The organism is Pseudomonas sp. MS15a(2019), from assembly GCF_013277805.1.
GTDB classification, from domain to species: domain Bacteria; phylum Pseudomonadota; class Gammaproteobacteria; order Pseudomonadales; family Pseudomonadaceae; genus Chryseomonas; species Chryseomonas benzopyrenica.
The window spans coordinates 74590-90829 of record NZ_VBTN01000008.1; the positions used below are offsets into that span (position 1 = coordinate 74590).

15 protein-coding genes are annotated in these 16240 nt (G+C 64.5%); 6 read left to right on the forward strand and 9 right to left on the reverse strand.

What is annotated here, in order from left to right:
- Positions 1-10 precede the first annotated feature (10 nt).
- From ybaL to FEZ61_RS12110, 5 genes are all read right to left on the reverse strand, one after another.
- On the reverse strand, positions 11-1729 hold the full coding sequence (gene ybaL / locus FEZ61_RS12090) for a YbaL family putative K(+) efflux transporter (RefSeq protein ID WP_173148795.1): 1719 nt from the start codon (positions 1727-1729) through the stop codon (positions 11-13).
- Between the two features lie 74 nt (positions 1730-1803).
- On the reverse strand, positions 1804-2286 hold the full coding sequence (locus FEZ61_RS12095) for an acyl-CoA thioesterase (protein ID WP_007160109.1): 483 nt from the start codon (positions 2284-2286) through the stop codon (positions 1804-1806).
- A gap of 62 nt (positions 2287-2348) precedes the next feature.
- A complete protein-coding gene (locus FEZ61_RS12100) occupies positions 2349-3107 on the reverse strand; it encodes an SDR family oxidoreductase (RefSeq protein WP_007160108.1) in 759 nt (252 codons plus the stop codon).
- A 68-nt stretch (positions 3108-3175) separates the two neighbouring features.
- Positions 3176-3577 carry an SMI1/KNR4 family protein gene (locus tag FEZ61_RS12105; RefSeq protein WP_017639163.1) on the reverse strand — a complete coding sequence of 134 codons (402 nt, stop codon included), beginning with the start codon at positions 3575-3577 and terminating at the stop codon, positions 3176-3178.
- Between the two features lie 179 nt (positions 3578-3756).
- The gene (locus FEZ61_RS12110) at positions 3757-4614 is read right to left on the reverse strand and encodes a Tim44 domain-containing protein (RefSeq protein WP_017639164.1); all 858 of its coding nucleotides are present in this window, start codon (positions 4612-4614) and stop codon (positions 3757-3759) included.
- A gap of 272 nt (positions 4615-4886) precedes the next feature.
- Here FEZ61_RS12110 and FEZ61_RS12115 point away from each other — a divergent pair, with 272 nt between their 5' ends.
- Positions 4887-6647: a cation:proton antiporter gene (locus FEZ61_RS12115; RefSeq protein ID WP_026083623.1), complete on the forward strand. Its 1761-nt coding sequence runs from the start codon at positions 4887-4889 to the stop codon at positions 6645-6647.
- 180 nt (positions 6648-6827) lie between these two features.
- On the opposite strand, the gene FEZ61_RS12120 is transcribed toward FEZ61_RS12115, so the two are convergent.
- The 3 genes from FEZ61_RS12120 to FEZ61_RS12130 all read right to left on the reverse strand — a co-directional run bounded on the left by FEZ61_RS12120 (position 6828) and on the right by FEZ61_RS12130 (position 10079).
- A complete protein-coding gene (locus tag FEZ61_RS12120) occupies positions 6828-7256 on the reverse strand; it encodes an EamA family transporter (protein WP_017639166.1) in 429 nt (142 codons plus the stop codon).
- Between the two features lie 3 nt (positions 7257-7259).
- Complete coding sequence (uvrD, locus tag FEZ61_RS12125; RefSeq protein ID WP_173148797.1) at positions 7260-9428, reverse strand: DNA helicase II; 2169 nt, start codon at positions 9426-9428, stop codon at positions 7260-7262.
- Between the two features lie 132 nt (positions 9429-9560).
- Complete coding sequence (locus tag FEZ61_RS12130) at positions 9561-10079, reverse strand: Hcp family type VI secretion system effector (protein WP_017639168.1); 519 nt, start codon at positions 10077-10079, stop codon at positions 9561-9563.
- A gap of 340 nt (positions 10080-10419) precedes the next feature.
- Here FEZ61_RS12130 and hexR point away from each other — a divergent pair, with 340 nt between their 5' ends.
- Positions 10420-11289, forward strand: coding sequence for a transcriptional regulator HexR (gene hexR / locus FEZ61_RS12135; RefSeq protein WP_017639169.1), 870 nt, complete (start codon positions 10420-10422; stop codon positions 11287-11289).
- 74 nt (positions 11290-11363) lie between these two features.
- Positions 11364-11585: a hypothetical protein gene (locus FEZ61_RS24405; protein ID WP_081594569.1), complete on the forward strand. Its 222-nt coding sequence runs from the start codon at positions 11364-11366 to the stop codon at positions 11583-11585.
- Here the strand turns inward: FEZ61_RS24405 and FEZ61_RS12140 are convergent.
- On the reverse strand, positions 11515-12489 hold the full coding sequence (locus tag FEZ61_RS12140; RefSeq protein WP_173148799.1) for a LysR family transcriptional regulator: 975 nt from the start codon (positions 12487-12489) through the stop codon (positions 11515-11517). The two genes, FEZ61_RS24405 and FEZ61_RS12140, sit on opposite strands and share 71 nt — an antisense overlap.
- Before the next feature lie 138 nt (positions 12490-12627).
- Here FEZ61_RS12140 and FEZ61_RS12145 point away from each other — a divergent pair, with 138 nt between their 5' ends.
- From FEZ61_RS12145 to FEZ61_RS24615, 3 genes are all read left to right on the forward strand, one after another.
- Complete coding sequence (locus FEZ61_RS12145; protein ID WP_173148801.1) at positions 12628-14043, forward strand: acetyl-CoA carboxylase biotin carboxylase subunit; 1416 nt, start codon at positions 12628-12630, stop codon at positions 14041-14043.
- A gap of 10 nt (positions 14044-14053) precedes the next feature.
- Positions 14054-15859, forward strand: a complete 1806-nt coding sequence (oadA, locus tag FEZ61_RS12150) for a sodium-extruding oxaloacetate decarboxylase subunit alpha (RefSeq protein ID WP_173148803.1) — start codon at positions 14054-14056, stop codon at positions 15857-15859.
- A gap of 147 nt (positions 15860-16006) precedes the next feature.
- Positions 16007-16138, forward strand: a complete 132-nt coding sequence (locus FEZ61_RS24615; protein WP_017639174.1) for a hypothetical protein — start codon at positions 16007-16009, stop codon at positions 16136-16138.
- Positions 16139-16240: the final 102 nt, after the last annotated feature.

Genomic DNA, 16240 nt, shown 5'->3' on the forward strand with positions numbered 1-16240 from the left:
CGCTAGGTCGCTAAGCGGCGGAGCCCCTGGGCGCCGCCTCATGTTCCCCGGGCCGCTCCAGGCCCAGATAGCGGAACATGCCATGGGCGATCTCGCGTTCGCCCATGATCACCTCATCCACGCCATGATTCTCCAGATGCCGGATCTCGTCATCGTGATGGGCACGGGCGAGGATATGCAGGTCCGGCGCCAGCTCGCGAGCGCGGCGGGCGATCTCGGCGGCCTCGAAGCCGTTGGGAATCGCCAGCAGCAGGGCGCGTGCCTCCTTGAGCTTGGCCCGCGCCAGCACCTTGTCCTGGGTCGCGTTGCCCAGGATCGCGGTGAAGCCCTGCTGGCGTAGCGCCGTGACGTGTTCCGGCTCGTCCGCGATCACGATCAGCGGCGGTCCCTGGCGATCCAGGCGATCGCAGATGTAGCGACCCACCCGTCCATAGCCCACCAGCACCAGGTGGCCGCTCTGCTCGATCTGCTCGGGTTCGTCGTCCAGTTCCGGTGCGTGCTTGCCCTTGGCATTGATCAGCCGACGACCTTCGCGGCGCTCCATCCACGGCTGCAGGCGATCGATACCGTGGAACAGCAGGGGATTGAGGATGATGGAGATGATGGCGGCGGCCAGGATGAGGTCGTGGGCGCCCTGGTCGATCAGTTTCAGCGATAGGCCGAGGCTGGCCAGGATGAAAGAGAACTCGCCAATCTGCGCCAGGCTGGCGGCGATGGTCAGGGCCACGCTCAGGGGGCGGCGATAGGCCAGGACGATCAGAGTCGCGGCGATGGACTTGCCGAGGACGATCACCGCCACCGTCGCCAGCACCGCCAGGGGTTGCTCCAGCAGGATCTCCGGATCGAACAGGCAACCTACGGAAAAGAAGAACAGCACGGCGAAGGCTTCGCGCAGGGGCAGCGAATTTTCCGCAGCGTCATGGCTGAGTTCCGATTCGTTGAGCACCACGCCGGCAAAGAAGGCGCCCAGGGCGAAGGACACCCCGAACAGCGAGGCCGAGCCATAGGCGATGCCCATGGCGATGGCCAGGGTCGCCAGGGTGAAGAGTTCGCGTGAACCGGTACGGACCACCCGGGCCAGCAGCCAGGGAATGACCCGCCGGCCCACCAGCAGCATCAGGGCGATGAAGGCACTCACCTTGAGCGCGGTGAGGCCCAGTTCCAGCCCCAGGCTCTGGCCCGGCTCTTCGCCGCTATCGCCACCCAGGGGCCCGGCCAGCGCCGGCAGGATCACCAGGGCCAACACCATCAGCAGGTCTTCCACGATCAGCCAGCCGACGGCGATCCGTCCGCGCCGGCTTTCCACCATCTGGCGTTCTTCCAGGGCCCGCAGCAGCACCACGGTACTGGCCACCGACAGCGACAGGCCAAAGACCAGGCCACTGCCCAGGCCCCAGCCCAGGAAGTGGCTCACCCCCATGCCCATGAGAGTGGCGGCGGCGATCTGCACGATGGCACCGGGAATGGCGATGCGTTTGACCGCCAGTAGATCCTTGATGGAAAAGTGCAGGCCCACACCGAACATCAGCAGGATGACGCCGATTTCGGTCAGTTCCTTGGACAGCTCGGGATCGGCGACGAAGCCGGGGGTGAAGGGGCCGGCGGCCACGCCGGCAAGCAGATAGCCGGCGATGGGCGGCAGGCGCAGGCGGGTGGCCAGGGTGCCGAAGGCGAAGGCCAGGACCAGGCCGATGGCCAGGGTGGATATCAGAGGGGTGTCATGGGACATGCTGGCTCCAAGGATTTGGATTGCCAGATCCTGGAGCCGCTGCCGTCGAACGACGGCGACCTAGCCGGCAAAACTCAAAAGGTTTCCTTGAGTGCCTGATAGCGCTCTTGAAGTTCCCGACGGATCTGCCGGCGCTGCTGGGCCTGCACACAGCGTCGCTTCTCGTCCGCGGTCACCGGTTCCAGCTGCGGGACCGGGCAGGACTTGCCGTTCTCGTCCACCGCCACCATGGTGAAGAAACAGCTGTTGGTGTGGCGCACCGAACGCTGCTGGATGTTCTCGGTGATCACCTTGACGCCGATTTCCATCGAGGTGGTCCCGGTGTAGTTCACCGAGGCGAGAAAGGTCACCAATTCGCCGACATGCACCGGCTCGCGAAAGATCACCTGATCCACCGAGAGGGTCACCACATAGCGTCCGGCATAGCGGCTGGCACAGGCGTAGGCCACTTCGTCGAGGTGCTTGAGCAGGGCGCCGCCGTGGACATTGCCGGAAAAGTTGGCCAGGTCCGGGGTCATCAGGATGGTCATGCTCAACTGGTGGTTGCCGGCTTCCATGGGCGAATCCTCGAGGGGGGAAAATCCTGTAGACGGCGCAACGGCGCCGTCTGTCACAGCCATCAACGGCCGGCGGAGAGCCCGAAGTCGATGGGCAGGTCGGCACCGGAAATGGCCGCCGCCTGGGGCTGACAGAGGAAATAGACAAACTCAGCCACTTCCTCCGGCTGGATGAAGCGAGCGGTATCGCCCTGGGGGTAGCGATTGAGCAGATTGCGACGATAACCGGCCGGGTCGCCGCTGCCATAGTGGGCGGCCTGAAAGTCCAGCATGGGCGTATCGATGTCGCCCGGCGAGACGGCATTGACCCGCACGCCATCGCGCGCCAGCTCTACCGCCAGATTCTGGCTGAAGAAACGCACTGCCGCCTTGGCGGCGCCATAGGCCGCGGCGCCCGCGATGGGCTGGCGCCCGGCCCCGCTGGCGACGTTGATGATGACGCCGCGATTTTCCTTGAGGAAGGGGATGGCCGCCGAGCACATGAAGAAGGTGGCCTTGAGATTGACCGCCATCACCAGGTCGTAGTCGTCCTCGGTAAAGGTCTCCACCTCGCCTTCGCGCCAGATGCCGGCCGCGTTGATCAGGGCGTCCAGGCGCCCGGTGCGGGCCATGACCTTGCTGACCAGGGAGCGGCAGCCTTCGGCGCTGGAGATATCGGCGGTCACGCTGGAATCCAGGCCGACGATGCCGTTGAGTCCGTGTAGGCCCTCGGCATCGCGGTCGGCGGCGGCGACGCGCCAGCGACTCTGGGCGAAGCGTTGCGCCAGGGCGCGGCCGAGGCCGCCCGCGGCACCGGTGATCAGGACGACGGGAGTGCTCATGACGCTTCCTCCGGAGTGATGGCCTTATCCAGACCCGTGTCAGGCAAGGTCGTTCAGTACCGGCTCGGTCAGCTTTCCAACCAGACGTCGCGAGCCCAGATCCAGACCGAATCCCAGGACTCGTCGGTCAGGTCACCGTCTTCCCACAACAGTACCTCGCCTTCCTGGCTGACGCAGTAGTAACCATCGTCGCTGGCGCAGAGAGGGATGTACTCCCGCGGCAGGCCTTCGTCCCAGGCGGTGGCAGCCACTTCCGGCAGATAGGTATGGGACTGGGGATCGGTGACGGTCACCGGTTCGATACGGCCATAGACCACGTCGCTGACGGTCAGCAGGAATTCGCGGAATTCCGGTGGCAGGCTGATGAGCAGTTCTTCCTCGATCTCGACCAGCAGGTCTTCGTCGGGCAGCTCCAGGGGTACGGGAACGGGTTCGTTTTCTTCACGCAGGCGTTCGATGACGTCTTCCATAGCAGGCCTCTCTCGGAATGCGCGCCGGATAAAGGGAAAGAGGCGCGCAAGGTTAGCAGTTCAGTCCGGGATAACGGCAGCTTCCGTACGGACTTGATAGCGGTTTCGAGAGATGTTCGGCAGGCGACGCCCATGAAAAAGCCCGGCGTAGAGCCGGGCTTTCGGGTAAAGCGCCGTTATCAGGCGTTCTGGCGGATACCGGCCAGCAGCCAAGGCTGGTTCTCGCCGGCCATGCGCTCCATGCGCCAGCTTTCGCTGAACGGCTGGCCCTGGTCGAAACGCGATTCCTTGGACACACCGTTGAAGGTGATGGTGGCGATGGTCTTGCCCTGCAGATCCTCGACACCGTCCAGGGTGGCGTTCAGGTTCTCGATGTAGGTGGACTGGAAGCCTTCGCCCAGCGCGGCGCGCTCGTCACGCAGCCATTGCAGCATCTGCGGGGTGACGAATTCGGAGATCTTGTCCATCTCGTTGGCGTCCCAGTGCTGCTGCAGGCTCATGAAGTGATCACGACCGGCGGCCACGAAGCGCTCGGCATTGAACCAGCTCGGCGCGTTGATCACCGGCGCGGCGCCAGCAGTGGCACCCCCGAACAGACCGCCATTGGTGGGCTGGTTGGGCATCTCACGCTGCATGGGCGCATGACCGGCCACGGCAGGCTGCGGACCGGCCTGCTGCTTGCGACGGGCGATCAGGCGGAAGATCACGAAGGCGATGAGCGCGAGGATCAGGAAGTCGAAGAACTGGAAGCCTTCGAAGCCGTCACCCATGAACATGGAGGCCAGCAGGCCACCGGCGGCGATACCGGCCAGCGGGCCGAGCCAGCGCGAGGCGCCACTGGGACGGGCGGCAGCGGCGGCGCCAGCACCAGCAGCGGGCGCGGCCATGCCCGGCTGCTGCGGCGGCGCGGCCTGGCGGGTCTGGTGAATGGGCGCGGCGCCAGCGGACTTGCCGCCGCCCATGCGCTTGGCGTTGGCGTCCAGGCTGAGCGTGAGGCCCAGGCACAGGATCATGAAGAAGCTCATCAGGCGTTGCATGTGGTGTTCTCTCTGTGAAGAGTCTGGTGTTGGATACATCTTGCGCTGCCCGGTCAAGTACAGCCAGCGTGAATTGTTTCGGTATTTTGCCCTTTGCGCTCGCCGCCTGGGCCACCAACGTCGCCCCCGCGGACAGCGCAAAATCTCTAGCCACATCAATCTATTACAGATTTTTGCAAAATCCGTCACAAGAGTTTGCAGATGCTAGTCTTGGACTCCAGTCAGCGCAGGTGTCGGGAGATAACCCGGCCCGTCATAGGAGGGCCCGGCCGATGCATGCTCTAGCTTTTATCCAGGACATGGCCGTCATCATGCTGGTGGCCGGCGTGGTGACCATCCTCTTCCACCGCCTCAAGCAACCCGTCGTCCTGGGCTACATCCTCGCCGGCTTCATCATCGGACCCCATACACCGCCATTCGGTCTGATCCACGACGAAGAAAGCATCAAGACCCTCGCCGAGGTGGGGGTGATCTTCCTGATGTTCAGCCTCGGCCTGGAATTCTCGTTGCGCAAGCTGTTCCGCGTAGGCGCCACGGCCTTCATCGCCGCCTTCCTGGAGATCAGCCTGATGCTCTGGCTGGGTTACCAAGTGGGGCAGATGTTCGGCTGGTCGCACATGGATTCGCTGTTCCTCGGCGCCATCCTGGCCATCTCCTCGACCACCATCATCGTCAAGGCGCTCAACGAACTGAAGATGAAGCACGAGCGCTTCGCCCAGCAGATCTTCGGCGTGCTGATCGTCGAGGACATCCTCGGCATCGGCATCATCGCCCTGCTGTCGGGCCTGGCGGTGAGCGGCTCGGTGGAGCCGGGCGCAGTGGCCTCGACCCTCGGCAAACTGAGTCTGTTCATGATCGTGGCGCTGGTGGTCGGCATCCTGCTGGTACCGCGCCTGCTGGCCTACGTGGCCACCTTCGAAAGCAACGAGATGCTGCTGATCACGGTGCTGGGGCTGTGCTTCGGTTTCTGCCTGCTGGTGGCCAAGCTGGAATACAGCGTGGTGCTGGGCGCCTTCCTGATCGGCGCCATCATGGCCGAGTCGCGCCAGCTGCTGCAGATCGAGAAGCTGGTGGAGCCGCTGCGCGACATGTTCAGCGCCATCTTCTTCGTCGCCATCGGCCTGCTGCTCGATCCCAAGGTGTTGGTGGAATACGCCTGGCCGATCACCGTGATCAGTGTCGTCGTGGTGCTGGGCAAGATCCTTGCCTGCAGCCTGGGAACCCTGATCGCCGGCAACGACGGTCGGACCTCGCTGCGGGTCGGCATGGGCCTGGCGCAGATCGGCGAGTTCTCCTTCATCATCGCCACCCTGGGAATCACCCTGGGCGTCACCAGTCACTTCCTCTATCCGGTGGCGGTGGCCGTCTCGGCGGTCACCACGCTGCTCACCCCCTATCTGATCAAGGCCGCCGATCCACTGGCGCTGTGGATCGGGCGTTGGCTGCCGCAGCCCATGCAACGGGTGCTGGGTATCTATGGCGAATGGCTGCGCAGTATCCAGCCCCAGGGCGAGAAGGCGGTCCTGGCCGGCATGATGAGGCGCATCCTGCTGCAGGTCGGCATCAACCTGTCGCTGGTCATCGCCATCTTCCTGGGCGGCGCCTATTTCGCCGGCGGGCTGGCGGGCTGGCTCAGCACCTGGATCGCCGATCCCGATCTGCAGAAGGCCTGCATCTGGGGTGGGGCGCTGCTGCTCTCACTGCCTTGCCTGATCGCCGCCTATCGCAAGCTCAAGGCGCTGGCCATGCTGATGGCCGAACTCAGCGTGCGACAGAACCAGGCCGGGCGCTATACCCAGCCGGTACGGCGACTGGTCAGCGAATTCATCCCGCTACTGTCGCTGGCCGGCATCCTGGTGCTACTCGCGGCCTTGAGTAGCAGCATCCTGCCGCGCGGCGAGCTGCTGCTGCTGATCGGCCTGGTCGCGGTGGTGGTGATCGCGGTGCTGTGGCGCTGGTTCATTCGCGTCCACTCGCGGCTGCAGATCGCCTTCATCGAAACCCTGGAGCAGGACAAGGGCGGACATCATTAGGCCGCTTTTGCGCAATCCAGCCATTGCCGGCTGGGGATCGACGCGGCAGAATCGCTCTAAGTCGCTCGTTTGAATAAGCGGGTCGATGGCAAAGGAATGCGCAATGCAGGAAATGGGCTTGGCCGCTTTCTGCCTTCCGGCAATCTCCCACCGGCGGTCAGGCCCTTTTCCTGCGCCCCTTCAAGGTCGCCAGGCAAGCAGCAGTACGCCCCCGCCAATGGCGGCGATGCCGCACCACTGGCGCAGGTCCAGGCGCTCGCCCAGCAGCGCCACACCAAAGATCGCCACCAGCACCACGCTCAACTTGTCCACCGGCGCCACCAGCGAGGCCGGGCCCAGCTTGAGCGCGCGGTAGTAGCACAGCCAGGACAAGCCGGTGGCCACGCCCGAGAGCAGCAGGAACAGATAGCTACGGCCGGCGATGCTGGCCAGGGGTTGCGCCTGCCCGGTAGCCAGGACGATGGCCGCTAGGACCACCACGACCACCAGGGTGCGTAACAGGGTGGCGAAGTCGGCGTTGACCTGTTCCACGCCGAGCTTGCCGAAGATGGCCGTGAGCGCGGCGAAGGCCGCTGCCAGGAGCGCCCAGAACAGCCAGGAACTGGTCATCGCCTAGAGCGGTTCGAGCTTGGCGTAGCTCACCATCAGCCACTTGCTGCCTTCGGACTTGAAGTTCACCTGCACCCGGGCATGGGCGCCGGAGCCCTCGTAGTTGAGGATGACACCGTCGCCGAACAGGGCATGACGCACCGGCTGGCCGAGGCTGAAGGTGGTTTCCGGCACCGGTGCCTGGGCGAAGAGGTTGGGACGGCTGCCGGCGAAGGGCTGCTTGACCGCATTGGACAGCCGCACCTCCTGGATCAGCCCGTCCGGTACCTCGCGGACGAAGCGCGAGACCTTGTTGTAGGTCTCGCTGCCATAGAGCCGGCGGGTTTCCGCATAGCTCATCACCAGCCGGTGCATGGCGCGGGTGATGCCGACATAGGCCAGGCGGCGTTCCTCTTCCAGCCGGCCAGGCTCTTCCAGGCTCATCTTGTGCGGGAACAGCCCTTCCTCCATGCCAGCCAGGAACACCAGGGGGAATTCCAGGCCCTTGGCGCTGTGCAGGGTCATCAACTGGACGCTGTCTTCATGGCTGTCGGCCTGGGTATCGCCGGACTCCAGCGCCGCGTGGTCGAGGAAGGCCGCCAGGGGCGTCATCTCCTCGTCGCCGCTGAAGTCGAAGGAGCGGGCGGCGCTGACCAGTTCTTCCAGGTTTTCCACCCGAGCCTGCCCCTTTTCGCCCTTTTCTTCCTTGTGGAAGGTGACCAGGCCGGTCTGTTCGATGATCTGCTGCACCAGATTGTGCAGGGACAGGTCCTCGGCCTTGAGCGCCAGGGTATCGACCAGCTCGACGAAGACGTTGAGCGCCGAGGCGGCGCGACCGGACACGGCGCGGGCGCCGACCAGGTCGTGCAGCGCCTGCCATAGCGAGGTGTTCTGGGCACGCGCGGCGGTGCGCAGCGCTTCCACGGTCTTTTCACCGATGCCCCGCGGCGGCACGTTGATCACTCGCTCCAGAGCTGCGTCGTCATGGCGATGCTGGATCAGCCGCAGGTAGGCCATGGCGTTCTTGATTTCGGCACGCTCGAAGAACCTCAGGCCGCCATAGATGCGATAGGGGATCTTCTCGCGCAGCAGTGCCTCTTCCAGCACCCGCGACTGGGCGTTGGAACGGTAGAGGATGGCCATCTCGCTGCGCCGGGTGCCCTTCTTGAACTCGCTCTCGATGGTCTCGACGATGTAGCGCGCCTCGTCGTGCTCGTTGAAGCCGGCATAGAGGGTGATGGCCTCGCCTTCGCCGGTATCGGTCCACAATTCCTTGCCGAGCCGGCCGAAGTTGTGGGCGATCAGACCGTTGGCGGCCTTGAGGATGGTGTCGGTGGAGCGGTAGTTCTGCTCCAGGCGGATGATCTCCGCCGAGAAGTCCTCGTTGAATTGCTGGATGTTCTCGATCTTGGCACCGCGCCAGCCATAGATGGACTGGTCGTCGTCGCCCACCACCATGAGACTGGCACCATTCTGGGCGAGGTGCTTGAGCCAGGCGTACTGGACGGCGTTGGTATCCTGGAATTCGTCCACCAAGAGATGCTGGAAGCGCCGCTGGTAGTGTTCCAGCAGGCTGGGATTGTTGCGCCAGAGATCCAGGGCGCGCAGCAACAGCTCGGAGAAGTCGATCACCCCGGCACGGGCGCAGGCCGCCTCGTAGGCTTCGTAGATGCTGCGCATGGTGCTGAGGAAGAGGTCACCGGCGGCCTGGATGTGCTGCGGCCGCAGGCCCTCGTCCTTCTGGCCATTGATGAACCACTGCGCCTGGCGCGCTGGCCAGCGCTGCTCGTCGAGGCCCAGTTCGCGGATCACCCGCTTGACGATGCGCTGCTGGTCATCGCTGTCGAGGATCTGGAAATTCTGCGACAGCCCCGCTTCCTGCCAGTGGGCACGCAGCAGACGGTGGGCCAGGCCGTGGAAGGTGCCGACCCACATGCCCTGCGGACTCATGCCCAGCAATTGCTCGATGCGGTGGCGCATCTCGGCGGCGGCCTTGTTGGTGAAGGTCACCGAGAGGATGGAGTGCGGCGAGGCGCGCTCGACCTGGATCAGCCAGGCGATGCGGTGCACCAGCACCCGGGTCTTGCCCGAGCCGGCACCGGCCAGGACCAGTTGGCGACCCAGGGGCGCGGCCACGGCCTGGCGCTGGGCATCGTTGAGGGAATTGAGCAGCAGGGAGATGTCGTCGTTCATCGCCGCATTCTACCGATGCGGTGAAAGGAGCGCCAAACCGGACGGATGGGAGGCGAAGCGGGTAGGGCAGGACAGCCGAACCCCGGCCAGCGGGTCTGGCCGGGGTTCGAAAGGACGCCTGTGATCGATGCGTCAGGCGGCGATCGGCGAGCGCCAGTCGTCGGAGCCGGAGGTGCCGGAGACCTCATGGGTCCAGACGATCTTGCGGTAGGTGAAGTAGACGTCTTCGAGGTGGGTGAAGTGCGCCATGCTCGGGTCCTGGCAGTTGGGCATGCGCGACTGGACGTCGACGATGATGGCGTCCTCCAGCTCGATGGTGAAGTAGTGCTCCTGGGTACCGGTGGCCGAGGTGCGGTACCACTCCAGGCGGCACTTGCCGAGGCGTTCGCCGGAGGTGAGGGCGTTGAAGATCAGCGGCGAGGCCTTGTCGAAGACCTTGGTGATCATCAGCGGCTTGTGCACGCGCTGGCCGGTGGGCTGACCGGACTGGGGATCGCGGGGAATGATCACCTGATGGTTGAAGGCCTGGACCAGGATCTGGTCTTCGTGGCCTTCCTGGAAGATGTTGCCGACCGAGTCCTCGGTAAAGGTGCCAGCGGTGATCAGGCCTTGCTTGGTGCCTTCGAGGGACAGGTACGCGGGGGTTGGCATGGTGCTCTCCTTGCCTGGTGATAGGGCTTCATGGCCCGGGTACCAAGACCTAACAAGGGTTGTGCCAGAACTGAAAAATCCTTTCTGATCAGTAGGTTGAAAAAAGACTACAGAGCACGGGCGGAGCGACTGTGCGCTCCTGCGCGGAAATCTGCGCAAGGCCTTGCGCAGAGCGGTTCAAAAGCTGCCCAGTTTCCGGTAGTGGCTTGTTCAGGCGACTACCTGGTGCCGGTACGACCGTGAGAAGGGCCCTGCTGAATCGTAATGACCAAGAGCCTTGGCGACCGTTATGTAGTATAAGTACGGCGCACTACATCCGCCCGCTAGACGAGACACGCCTGTGAACCTCATGCAACACATTGCTCAATCCCGCCACCTGCTGCGCAAGTCGGAGCTCAAGGTCGCCGAGCAGGTCATGGTGGATCCGGCTGCCGTCATGCACAGCTCCATGGCCGACCTCGCCCACAACGTTGGCGTCAGCGAGCCCACCATCGTGCGTTTCTGCCGGGCCATCGGCTGCGATGGATTCCAGGATCTCAAGCTGCGCCTGGCCCAGAGCCTGGCGGCGGGGGCCAGTTTCGGCCAGTTCGCCATCCACGAGAACGATGCGGTGGAGGACTTCAGCCTGAAGATCTTCGACACCACCTTGCACACCCTCATGGACGTGCGCGAGCGCCTGGACATGCGCGCCCTGGAAACGGCCATCGAGGCGATCGCCAAGGCCCAGCGGGTGATGTTCTACGGCTTTGGCGCCTCGGGTTCGGTGGCCAACGACGCCCAGCACAAGTTCTTTCGCCTGCAGCTCAGCGCCACCGCCTATTCCGATCCGCACATGCAGGCGATGTCGGCGGCGACCCTGACGCCTTCCGATGCGGCCATCTGCATCTCCCAGTCGGGGCGTTCCAAGGATCTGCTGATCACCGCCAATCTGGTGCGCGACAACGGCGCCGCGCTGATCACCATCTGCCCGGGGCAGACGCCGCTGGCCGATCTGTCCACGGTCAACATCGCCATCGACGTGCACGAGGACACCGACATCTATGTGCCCCTGACCTCGCGCATCGCCCACCTGGTGGTGATCGATGTGCTGGCCATGGGCGTGGCCATGTCCCGTGGTCCGGCGCTGGTCGAGCATCTCAAGAGCGTGAAGCGCAGCCTGCGCAGCTTGCGACTGTCGTCAAAGTCGACCAAGCACAGCGACACCCAATAGTCGTCTCGCTGTCGCCAAACCGTCACCTGTTAGGGTGAAGCTGCCCATTCCGATCCCAGCCCGGAGGAATTGGCATGACCGCTCTCATCCAGCAATCCAGCGTTCGTCTCGACAGCAAGACTCGCAGAAAGCTACAGGATCAACGGCGGATGAAATTCCGCCGTGCCATCGAGGCCCGAGCCGAAGAACAGCGGCTTGCCGTGGAGCTCGATGAACTGCTGTTTCTCAATCAGCTGCTGGACGAACGCCAGGCCCAGCGCCGACAGCAGGCTCCAGGGCAATACCTAACGCATTGATCAGGCTGCGCTGGCCGCGCAGATAGTCGACGAAGGCCTGGGCCACTGGCGACAGCGGCTTGCCACGGACCTGGACCACGCACCAGGAACGTCGCAGCGGCAATTCGGCGACGTCCAGCTCAACCAGGCTGCCGGCGGCGAGATCGCTGCGAATGGCCTGGCGCGGCAACAGGGCCAGCCCGAGGCCGGCGCGGACCGCTTCGCGTTGTGCCTCGAAGGCGCCGATCTCCAGTTGTTCGGCGAAGTGGGCGCGCTTCTGCTTGAGATAGTCCTCGCAGGCCTGGCGCGTGCCGGAGCCGACTTCGCGCACCAGCAGCGGATAGGTCGTCAGGTCGCGCAGGCTCAGCCCGCGGCGCCCGGCCAACGCATGGCCCGGGCGCGCCACGGCGACGATGGCGTTGTCCAGCAGCGGCAGGAACTCCAGATCCGTGCCGCTCGGCACGCCGGACATCAGCGCCACGTCTTCGCGATTCTCCGTCAGCCTTCGTAGCACCCGGGCATGGTTGCCCACGGTCAGCGCCAGATCGACCTGGGGATGGCTGCTACGAAACTGGCTGAACAGGTGCGGTGCCAGGTACTGGGCGCTGCTCTCCACCCCCAGGCGTAGCTGGCCGTGCAGTGCACCGCGCAGATTCGACAGCTGCATGTCCAGGCTGCCCAGCCGGGCGAAGAGATCGCGACCGGTCTGACGCAAGGCCTCGCCGGCCTCGGTGAGATAGAGGGTGCGATTGACGTAGTTGAACAGCGGCGCGCCCACCACCTCTTCGAGCTGGCGCACCTGCAGGCTCACCGCCGGCTGGGTGAGCGCCATGATGTCGGCCGCGCGGCTGTAGGAGCGGGCCTCGCAGACGGCCTCGAACACCTGCAGCTGGCGGAAGGTAAGTCGCATCAAGGGCTTGCGCATGGGCATCGGCGAGATCCATAAGGGATGACTTATGGAGTATCCAACAATTATTTATTTTCCATAAGAGAGGCCCTGGCGTAGCTTCGGATCACCGGCAATAACAAGCGGCTGCAGGTTGCAGCAGACAAGGAGCCAGGTGTGATCAAGAAGATACTTATCGCCAATCGGGGCGAGATCGCCGTGCGCATCGTGCGTGCCTGTGCCGAGATGGGCATCCGCTCGGTAGCGGTCTATTCCGACGCCGATCGCCAAGCGCTCCACGTGAAACGTGCCGACGAAGCCCATGGGATCGGCAGCGATCCGCTGGAGGGCTATCTCAACCCGCGCAAGCTGGTGAACCTGGCCGTGGAGACCGGCTGCGATGCCCTGCATCCCGGCTATGGCTTCCTTTCCGAAAACGCCGAACTGGCGGAAATCTGTGCCCAGCGCGGTATCCGCTTCATCGGGCCGTGCGCCGAGGTCATTCGCCGCATGGGCGACAAGACCGAAGCGCGGCGCAGCATGATCGCCGCCGGCGTGCCTTGCACCCCGGGCACCGAAGGCAACGTGGCGGACATCGCCGAGGCCCTGCGCGAAGGCGATCGTATCGGTTACCCGGTGATGCTCAAGGCTACCTCCGGCGGCGGCGGGCGCGGTATCCGCCGCTGCAACTCGCGTGAGGAGCTGGAGCAGGCCTATCCGCGGGTGATTTCCGAGGCGACCAAGGCCTTCGGCTCGGCCGAGGTGTTTCTCGAGAAGTGCATCGTCAATCCCAAGCACATCGAGGCGCAGATCCTCGCCGACAGCCACGGCAACACCGTGCATCTGTTCGAGCGCGACTGCTCCATCCAGCGGCGCAACCAGAAGCTGATCGAGATCGCCCCCAGCCCCCAGCTGACCCCCGAGCAGCGCGCCTACATCGGTGATCTCGCCGTGCGCGCCGCCAAGGCGGTGGGCTACGAGAACGCCGGTACCGTAGAATTCCTGCTCGCCGAGGGCGAGGTGTATTTCATGGAGATGAACACCCGGGTGCAGGTGGAGCACACCATCACCGAGGAAATCACCGGCATCGACATCGTCCGCGAGCAGATCCGCATCGCTTCCGGGCTGCCGCTGTCCTTTGCCCAGGAAGACGTCCAGCACCGCGGCTTCGCCCTGCAGTTCCGCATCAACGCCGAGGATCCCAAGAACAACTTCCTGCCGAGCTTCGGCAAGATCACCCGCTACTACGCGCCGGGCGGCCCGGGGGTGCGTACCGACACCGCCATCTACACCGGCTACGTAATACCGCCGTACTACGATTCCATGTGCCTCAAGCTGATCGTCTGGGCGCTGACCTGGGAAGAGGCCATGGACCGTGGCCTGCGCGCCCTGGACGACATGCGCGTGCAGGGGGTGAAGACCACCGCGCCCTATTACGAGGCCATCCTGCGCGATCCCGAATTCCGCAGCGGGCGCTTCAACACCAGCTTCGTGGAAAGCCATCCGGAGCTGACCCAGTACTCGATCAAGCGCAACCCGACGCACCTGGCCATCGCCATCGCCGCCGCCATCGCCGCCCATGCCGGTCTGTAAGGACAGAACAATGAAAACCATCCAGATCACCGACACCATCCTGCGCGACGCCCACCAATCGCTCCTGGCGACCCGCATGCGCACCGAAGACATGCTGCCGATCTGCGCCAAGCTTGACCAGGTCGGCTACTGGTCGCTGGAAGTCTGGGGTGGCGCGACCTTCGACGCCTGCGTGCGCTTCCTCAAGGAAGACCCCTGGGAGCGCCTGCGCCAGCTACGCCAGGCGCTGCCCAATACCCGGCTGCAGATGCTCCTGCGCGGGCAGAACCTGCTGGGCTACCGGCACTACAGCGACGACGTGGTCGAGGCCTTCGTCGAGCGCGCCGCGGCCAATGGCATCGACGTCTTCCGCATCTTCGACGCCATGAACGATGTGCGTAACCTGGAAACCGCTATCCGCGCGGTCAAGGCCAGCGGCAAGCACGCCCAGGGTACCCTCTGCTACACCACCAGCCCGGTGCACACCGTGAGCGCCTTCGTCGATCAGGCACGGCGCATGGCCGACCTGGGCGTGGATTCCATCGCCATCAAGGACATGGCCGGTCTGCTCACCCCCTATGCCACCGGCGAGCTGGTCAAGGCGCTCAAGGAGGCCCTGACGCTGGATGTGGTGGTGCACTCCCACGACACCGCCGGGGTGGCCGCCATGTGCCAGCTCAAGGCGGTGGAAAATGGCGCCGATCGCATCGACACGGCGATTTCCAGCCTGGCATGGGGCACCAGCCACCCGGGTACGGAATCCATGGTTGCGGCGCTGCGCGGCACGCCCTACGACACTGGTCTGAATCTGGAGCTGCTGCAGGAGATCGGCCTGTACTTCCATGCGGTGCGCAAGAAGTACCACCAGTTCGAGAGTGAATTCACCGGGGTCGACACTCGGGTGCAGGTCTACCAGGTGCCCGGCGGCATGATCTCCAACCTGGCCAACCAGCTGCGCGAGCAGGGCGCCCTCAATCGCATGAACGAGGTGCTGCAGGAGATCCCGCGGGTACGCCAGGACCTGGGCTATCCGCCCCTGGTGACCCCGACCTCACAGATCGTCGGCACCCAGGCCTTCTTCAACGTGTTGGCGGGTGAGCGCTACAAGACCATCACCAACGAGGTGAAGCTCTACCTGCAGGGCCGCTACGGCAAGGCGCCCGGAGCTATCTGCGAGCAGCTGCGCAAGCAGGCTATCGGCCAGGAAGAGGTCATCGAGGTACGCCCGGCCGATCTGCTCAGCCCCGAGTTGGCACGGTTGCGCGGCGAGATCGGCGACCTGGCCAAGAGCGAAGAGGACGTGATGACCTTCGCCATGTTCCCCGACATCGGACGCAAGTTCCTCGAGGAGCGTGCGGCCGGCACCCTGGTACCGGAAGCCCTGCTGCCCATGCCGTCGGCCGATGGCGTGGCGGCGGTCGGTGGTCAGGGTGTACCGACCGCCTTCAGTGTCGACGTACACGGTGAGACCTACCAGGTGGACATCACCGGTATCGGCCTCAAGAGCGAGGGCAAGCGGCACTTCTACCTGTCCATCGACGGCGTGCCGGAAGAGGTGGTGTTCGAAGCCAGCGGCGATTTCGTCGCCGAAGGCGGCCAGCGGCGGCGCCAGGCGGAGCGTCCGGGCGATGTCAGCACCACCATGCCGGGCAACATCGTCGAGGTGCTGGTCAAGGAAGGCGATCAGGTCAAGGCCGGGCAGGGCGTGCTGGTCACCGAAGCCATGAAGATGGAGACCGAGATCCAGGCGCCCATCGCCGGCACCGTCACCGCGGTGCGGGTGGCCAAGGGCGACCGGGTCAATCCGGGTGAAGTCTTGATTGAAATCGAAGGCTGAGATCACTTCGATTTCCCTCGGGGGCCACTAGGCCCCCTTTTTTATGGGCGGTTTCTATCCATTCGATTGAGAAAAAGCACTAACGCCTCTCGATAGGGTCTGCTATTTAATATAGCCAAGGCTATAACGATCCCGGGAGGATTCGCGATGCTGAAAGATCTCAAGAGACGTGCCTTGCGTGGTCTGCTGGACAAGCTGCTCGATCAGCCTGCCGAACGTCGTCCGCTGGAGCCCCAGCCCGAGCGGTCGCGCGTTGCCCTGGCGCACACCGCGCACTGACCTTCTACCTAGCAGGCAGGGCCGCTTGGTCCTGCCGCGCTGCCTCGCGTGCGTTCCTGCCGAGGCGCCTTTCCCTGCTCGTATCCCTGTCGAGCGTTCTCA

Coding starts and splice junctions, on each gene's coding strand:
- FEZ61_RS24615 (WP_017639174.1), top strand. CDS start 16,007: ATGCTGAAAGATCTCAAGAGACGTGCCTTGCGTGGTCTGCTGGACAAG.
- FEZ61_RS12105 (WP_017639163.1), bottom strand. CDS start 3,577: ATGGAAGACGTCATCGAACGCCTGCGTGAAGAAAACGAACCCGTTCCC.
- FEZ61_RS24405 (WP_081594569.1), top strand. CDS start 11,364: ATGACCGCTCTCATCCAGCAATCCAGCGTTCGTCTCGACAGCAAGACT.
- FEZ61_RS12140 (WP_173148799.1), bottom strand. CDS start 12,489: ATGCGCAAGCCCTTGATGCGACTTACCTTCCGCCAGCTGCAGGTGTTC.
- uvrD (WP_173148797.1), bottom strand. CDS start 9,428: ATGAACGACGACATCTCCCTGCTGCTCAATTCCCTCAACGATGCCCAG.
- oadA (WP_173148803.1), top strand. CDS start 14,054: ATGAAAACCATCCAGATCACCGACACCATCCTGCGCGACGCCCACCAA.
- FEZ61_RS12120 (WP_017639166.1), bottom strand. CDS start 7,256: ATGACCAGTTCCTGGCTGTTCTGGGCGCTCCTGGCAGCGGCCTTCGCC.
- ybaL (WP_173148795.1), bottom strand. CDS start 1,729: ATGTCCCATGACACCCCTCTGATATCCACCCTGGCCATCGGCCTGGTC.
- FEZ61_RS12110 (WP_017639164.1), bottom strand. CDS start 4,614: ATGCAACGCCTGATGAGCTTCTTCATGATCCTGTGCCTGGGCCTCACG.
- FEZ61_RS12095 (WP_007160109.1), bottom strand. CDS start 2,286: ATGGAAGCCGGCAACCACCAGTTGAGCATGACCATCCTGATGACCCCG.
- FEZ61_RS12115 (WP_026083623.1), top strand. CDS start 4,887: ATGCATGCTCTAGCTTTTATCCAGGACATGGCCGTCATCATGCTGGTG.
- FEZ61_RS12100 (WP_007160108.1), bottom strand. CDS start 3,107: ATGAGCACTCCCGTCGTCCTGATCACCGGTGCCGCGGGCGGCCTCGGC.
- FEZ61_RS12130 (WP_017639168.1), bottom strand. CDS start 10,079: ATGCCAACCCCCGCGTACCTGTCCCTCGAAGGCACCAAGCAAGGCCTG.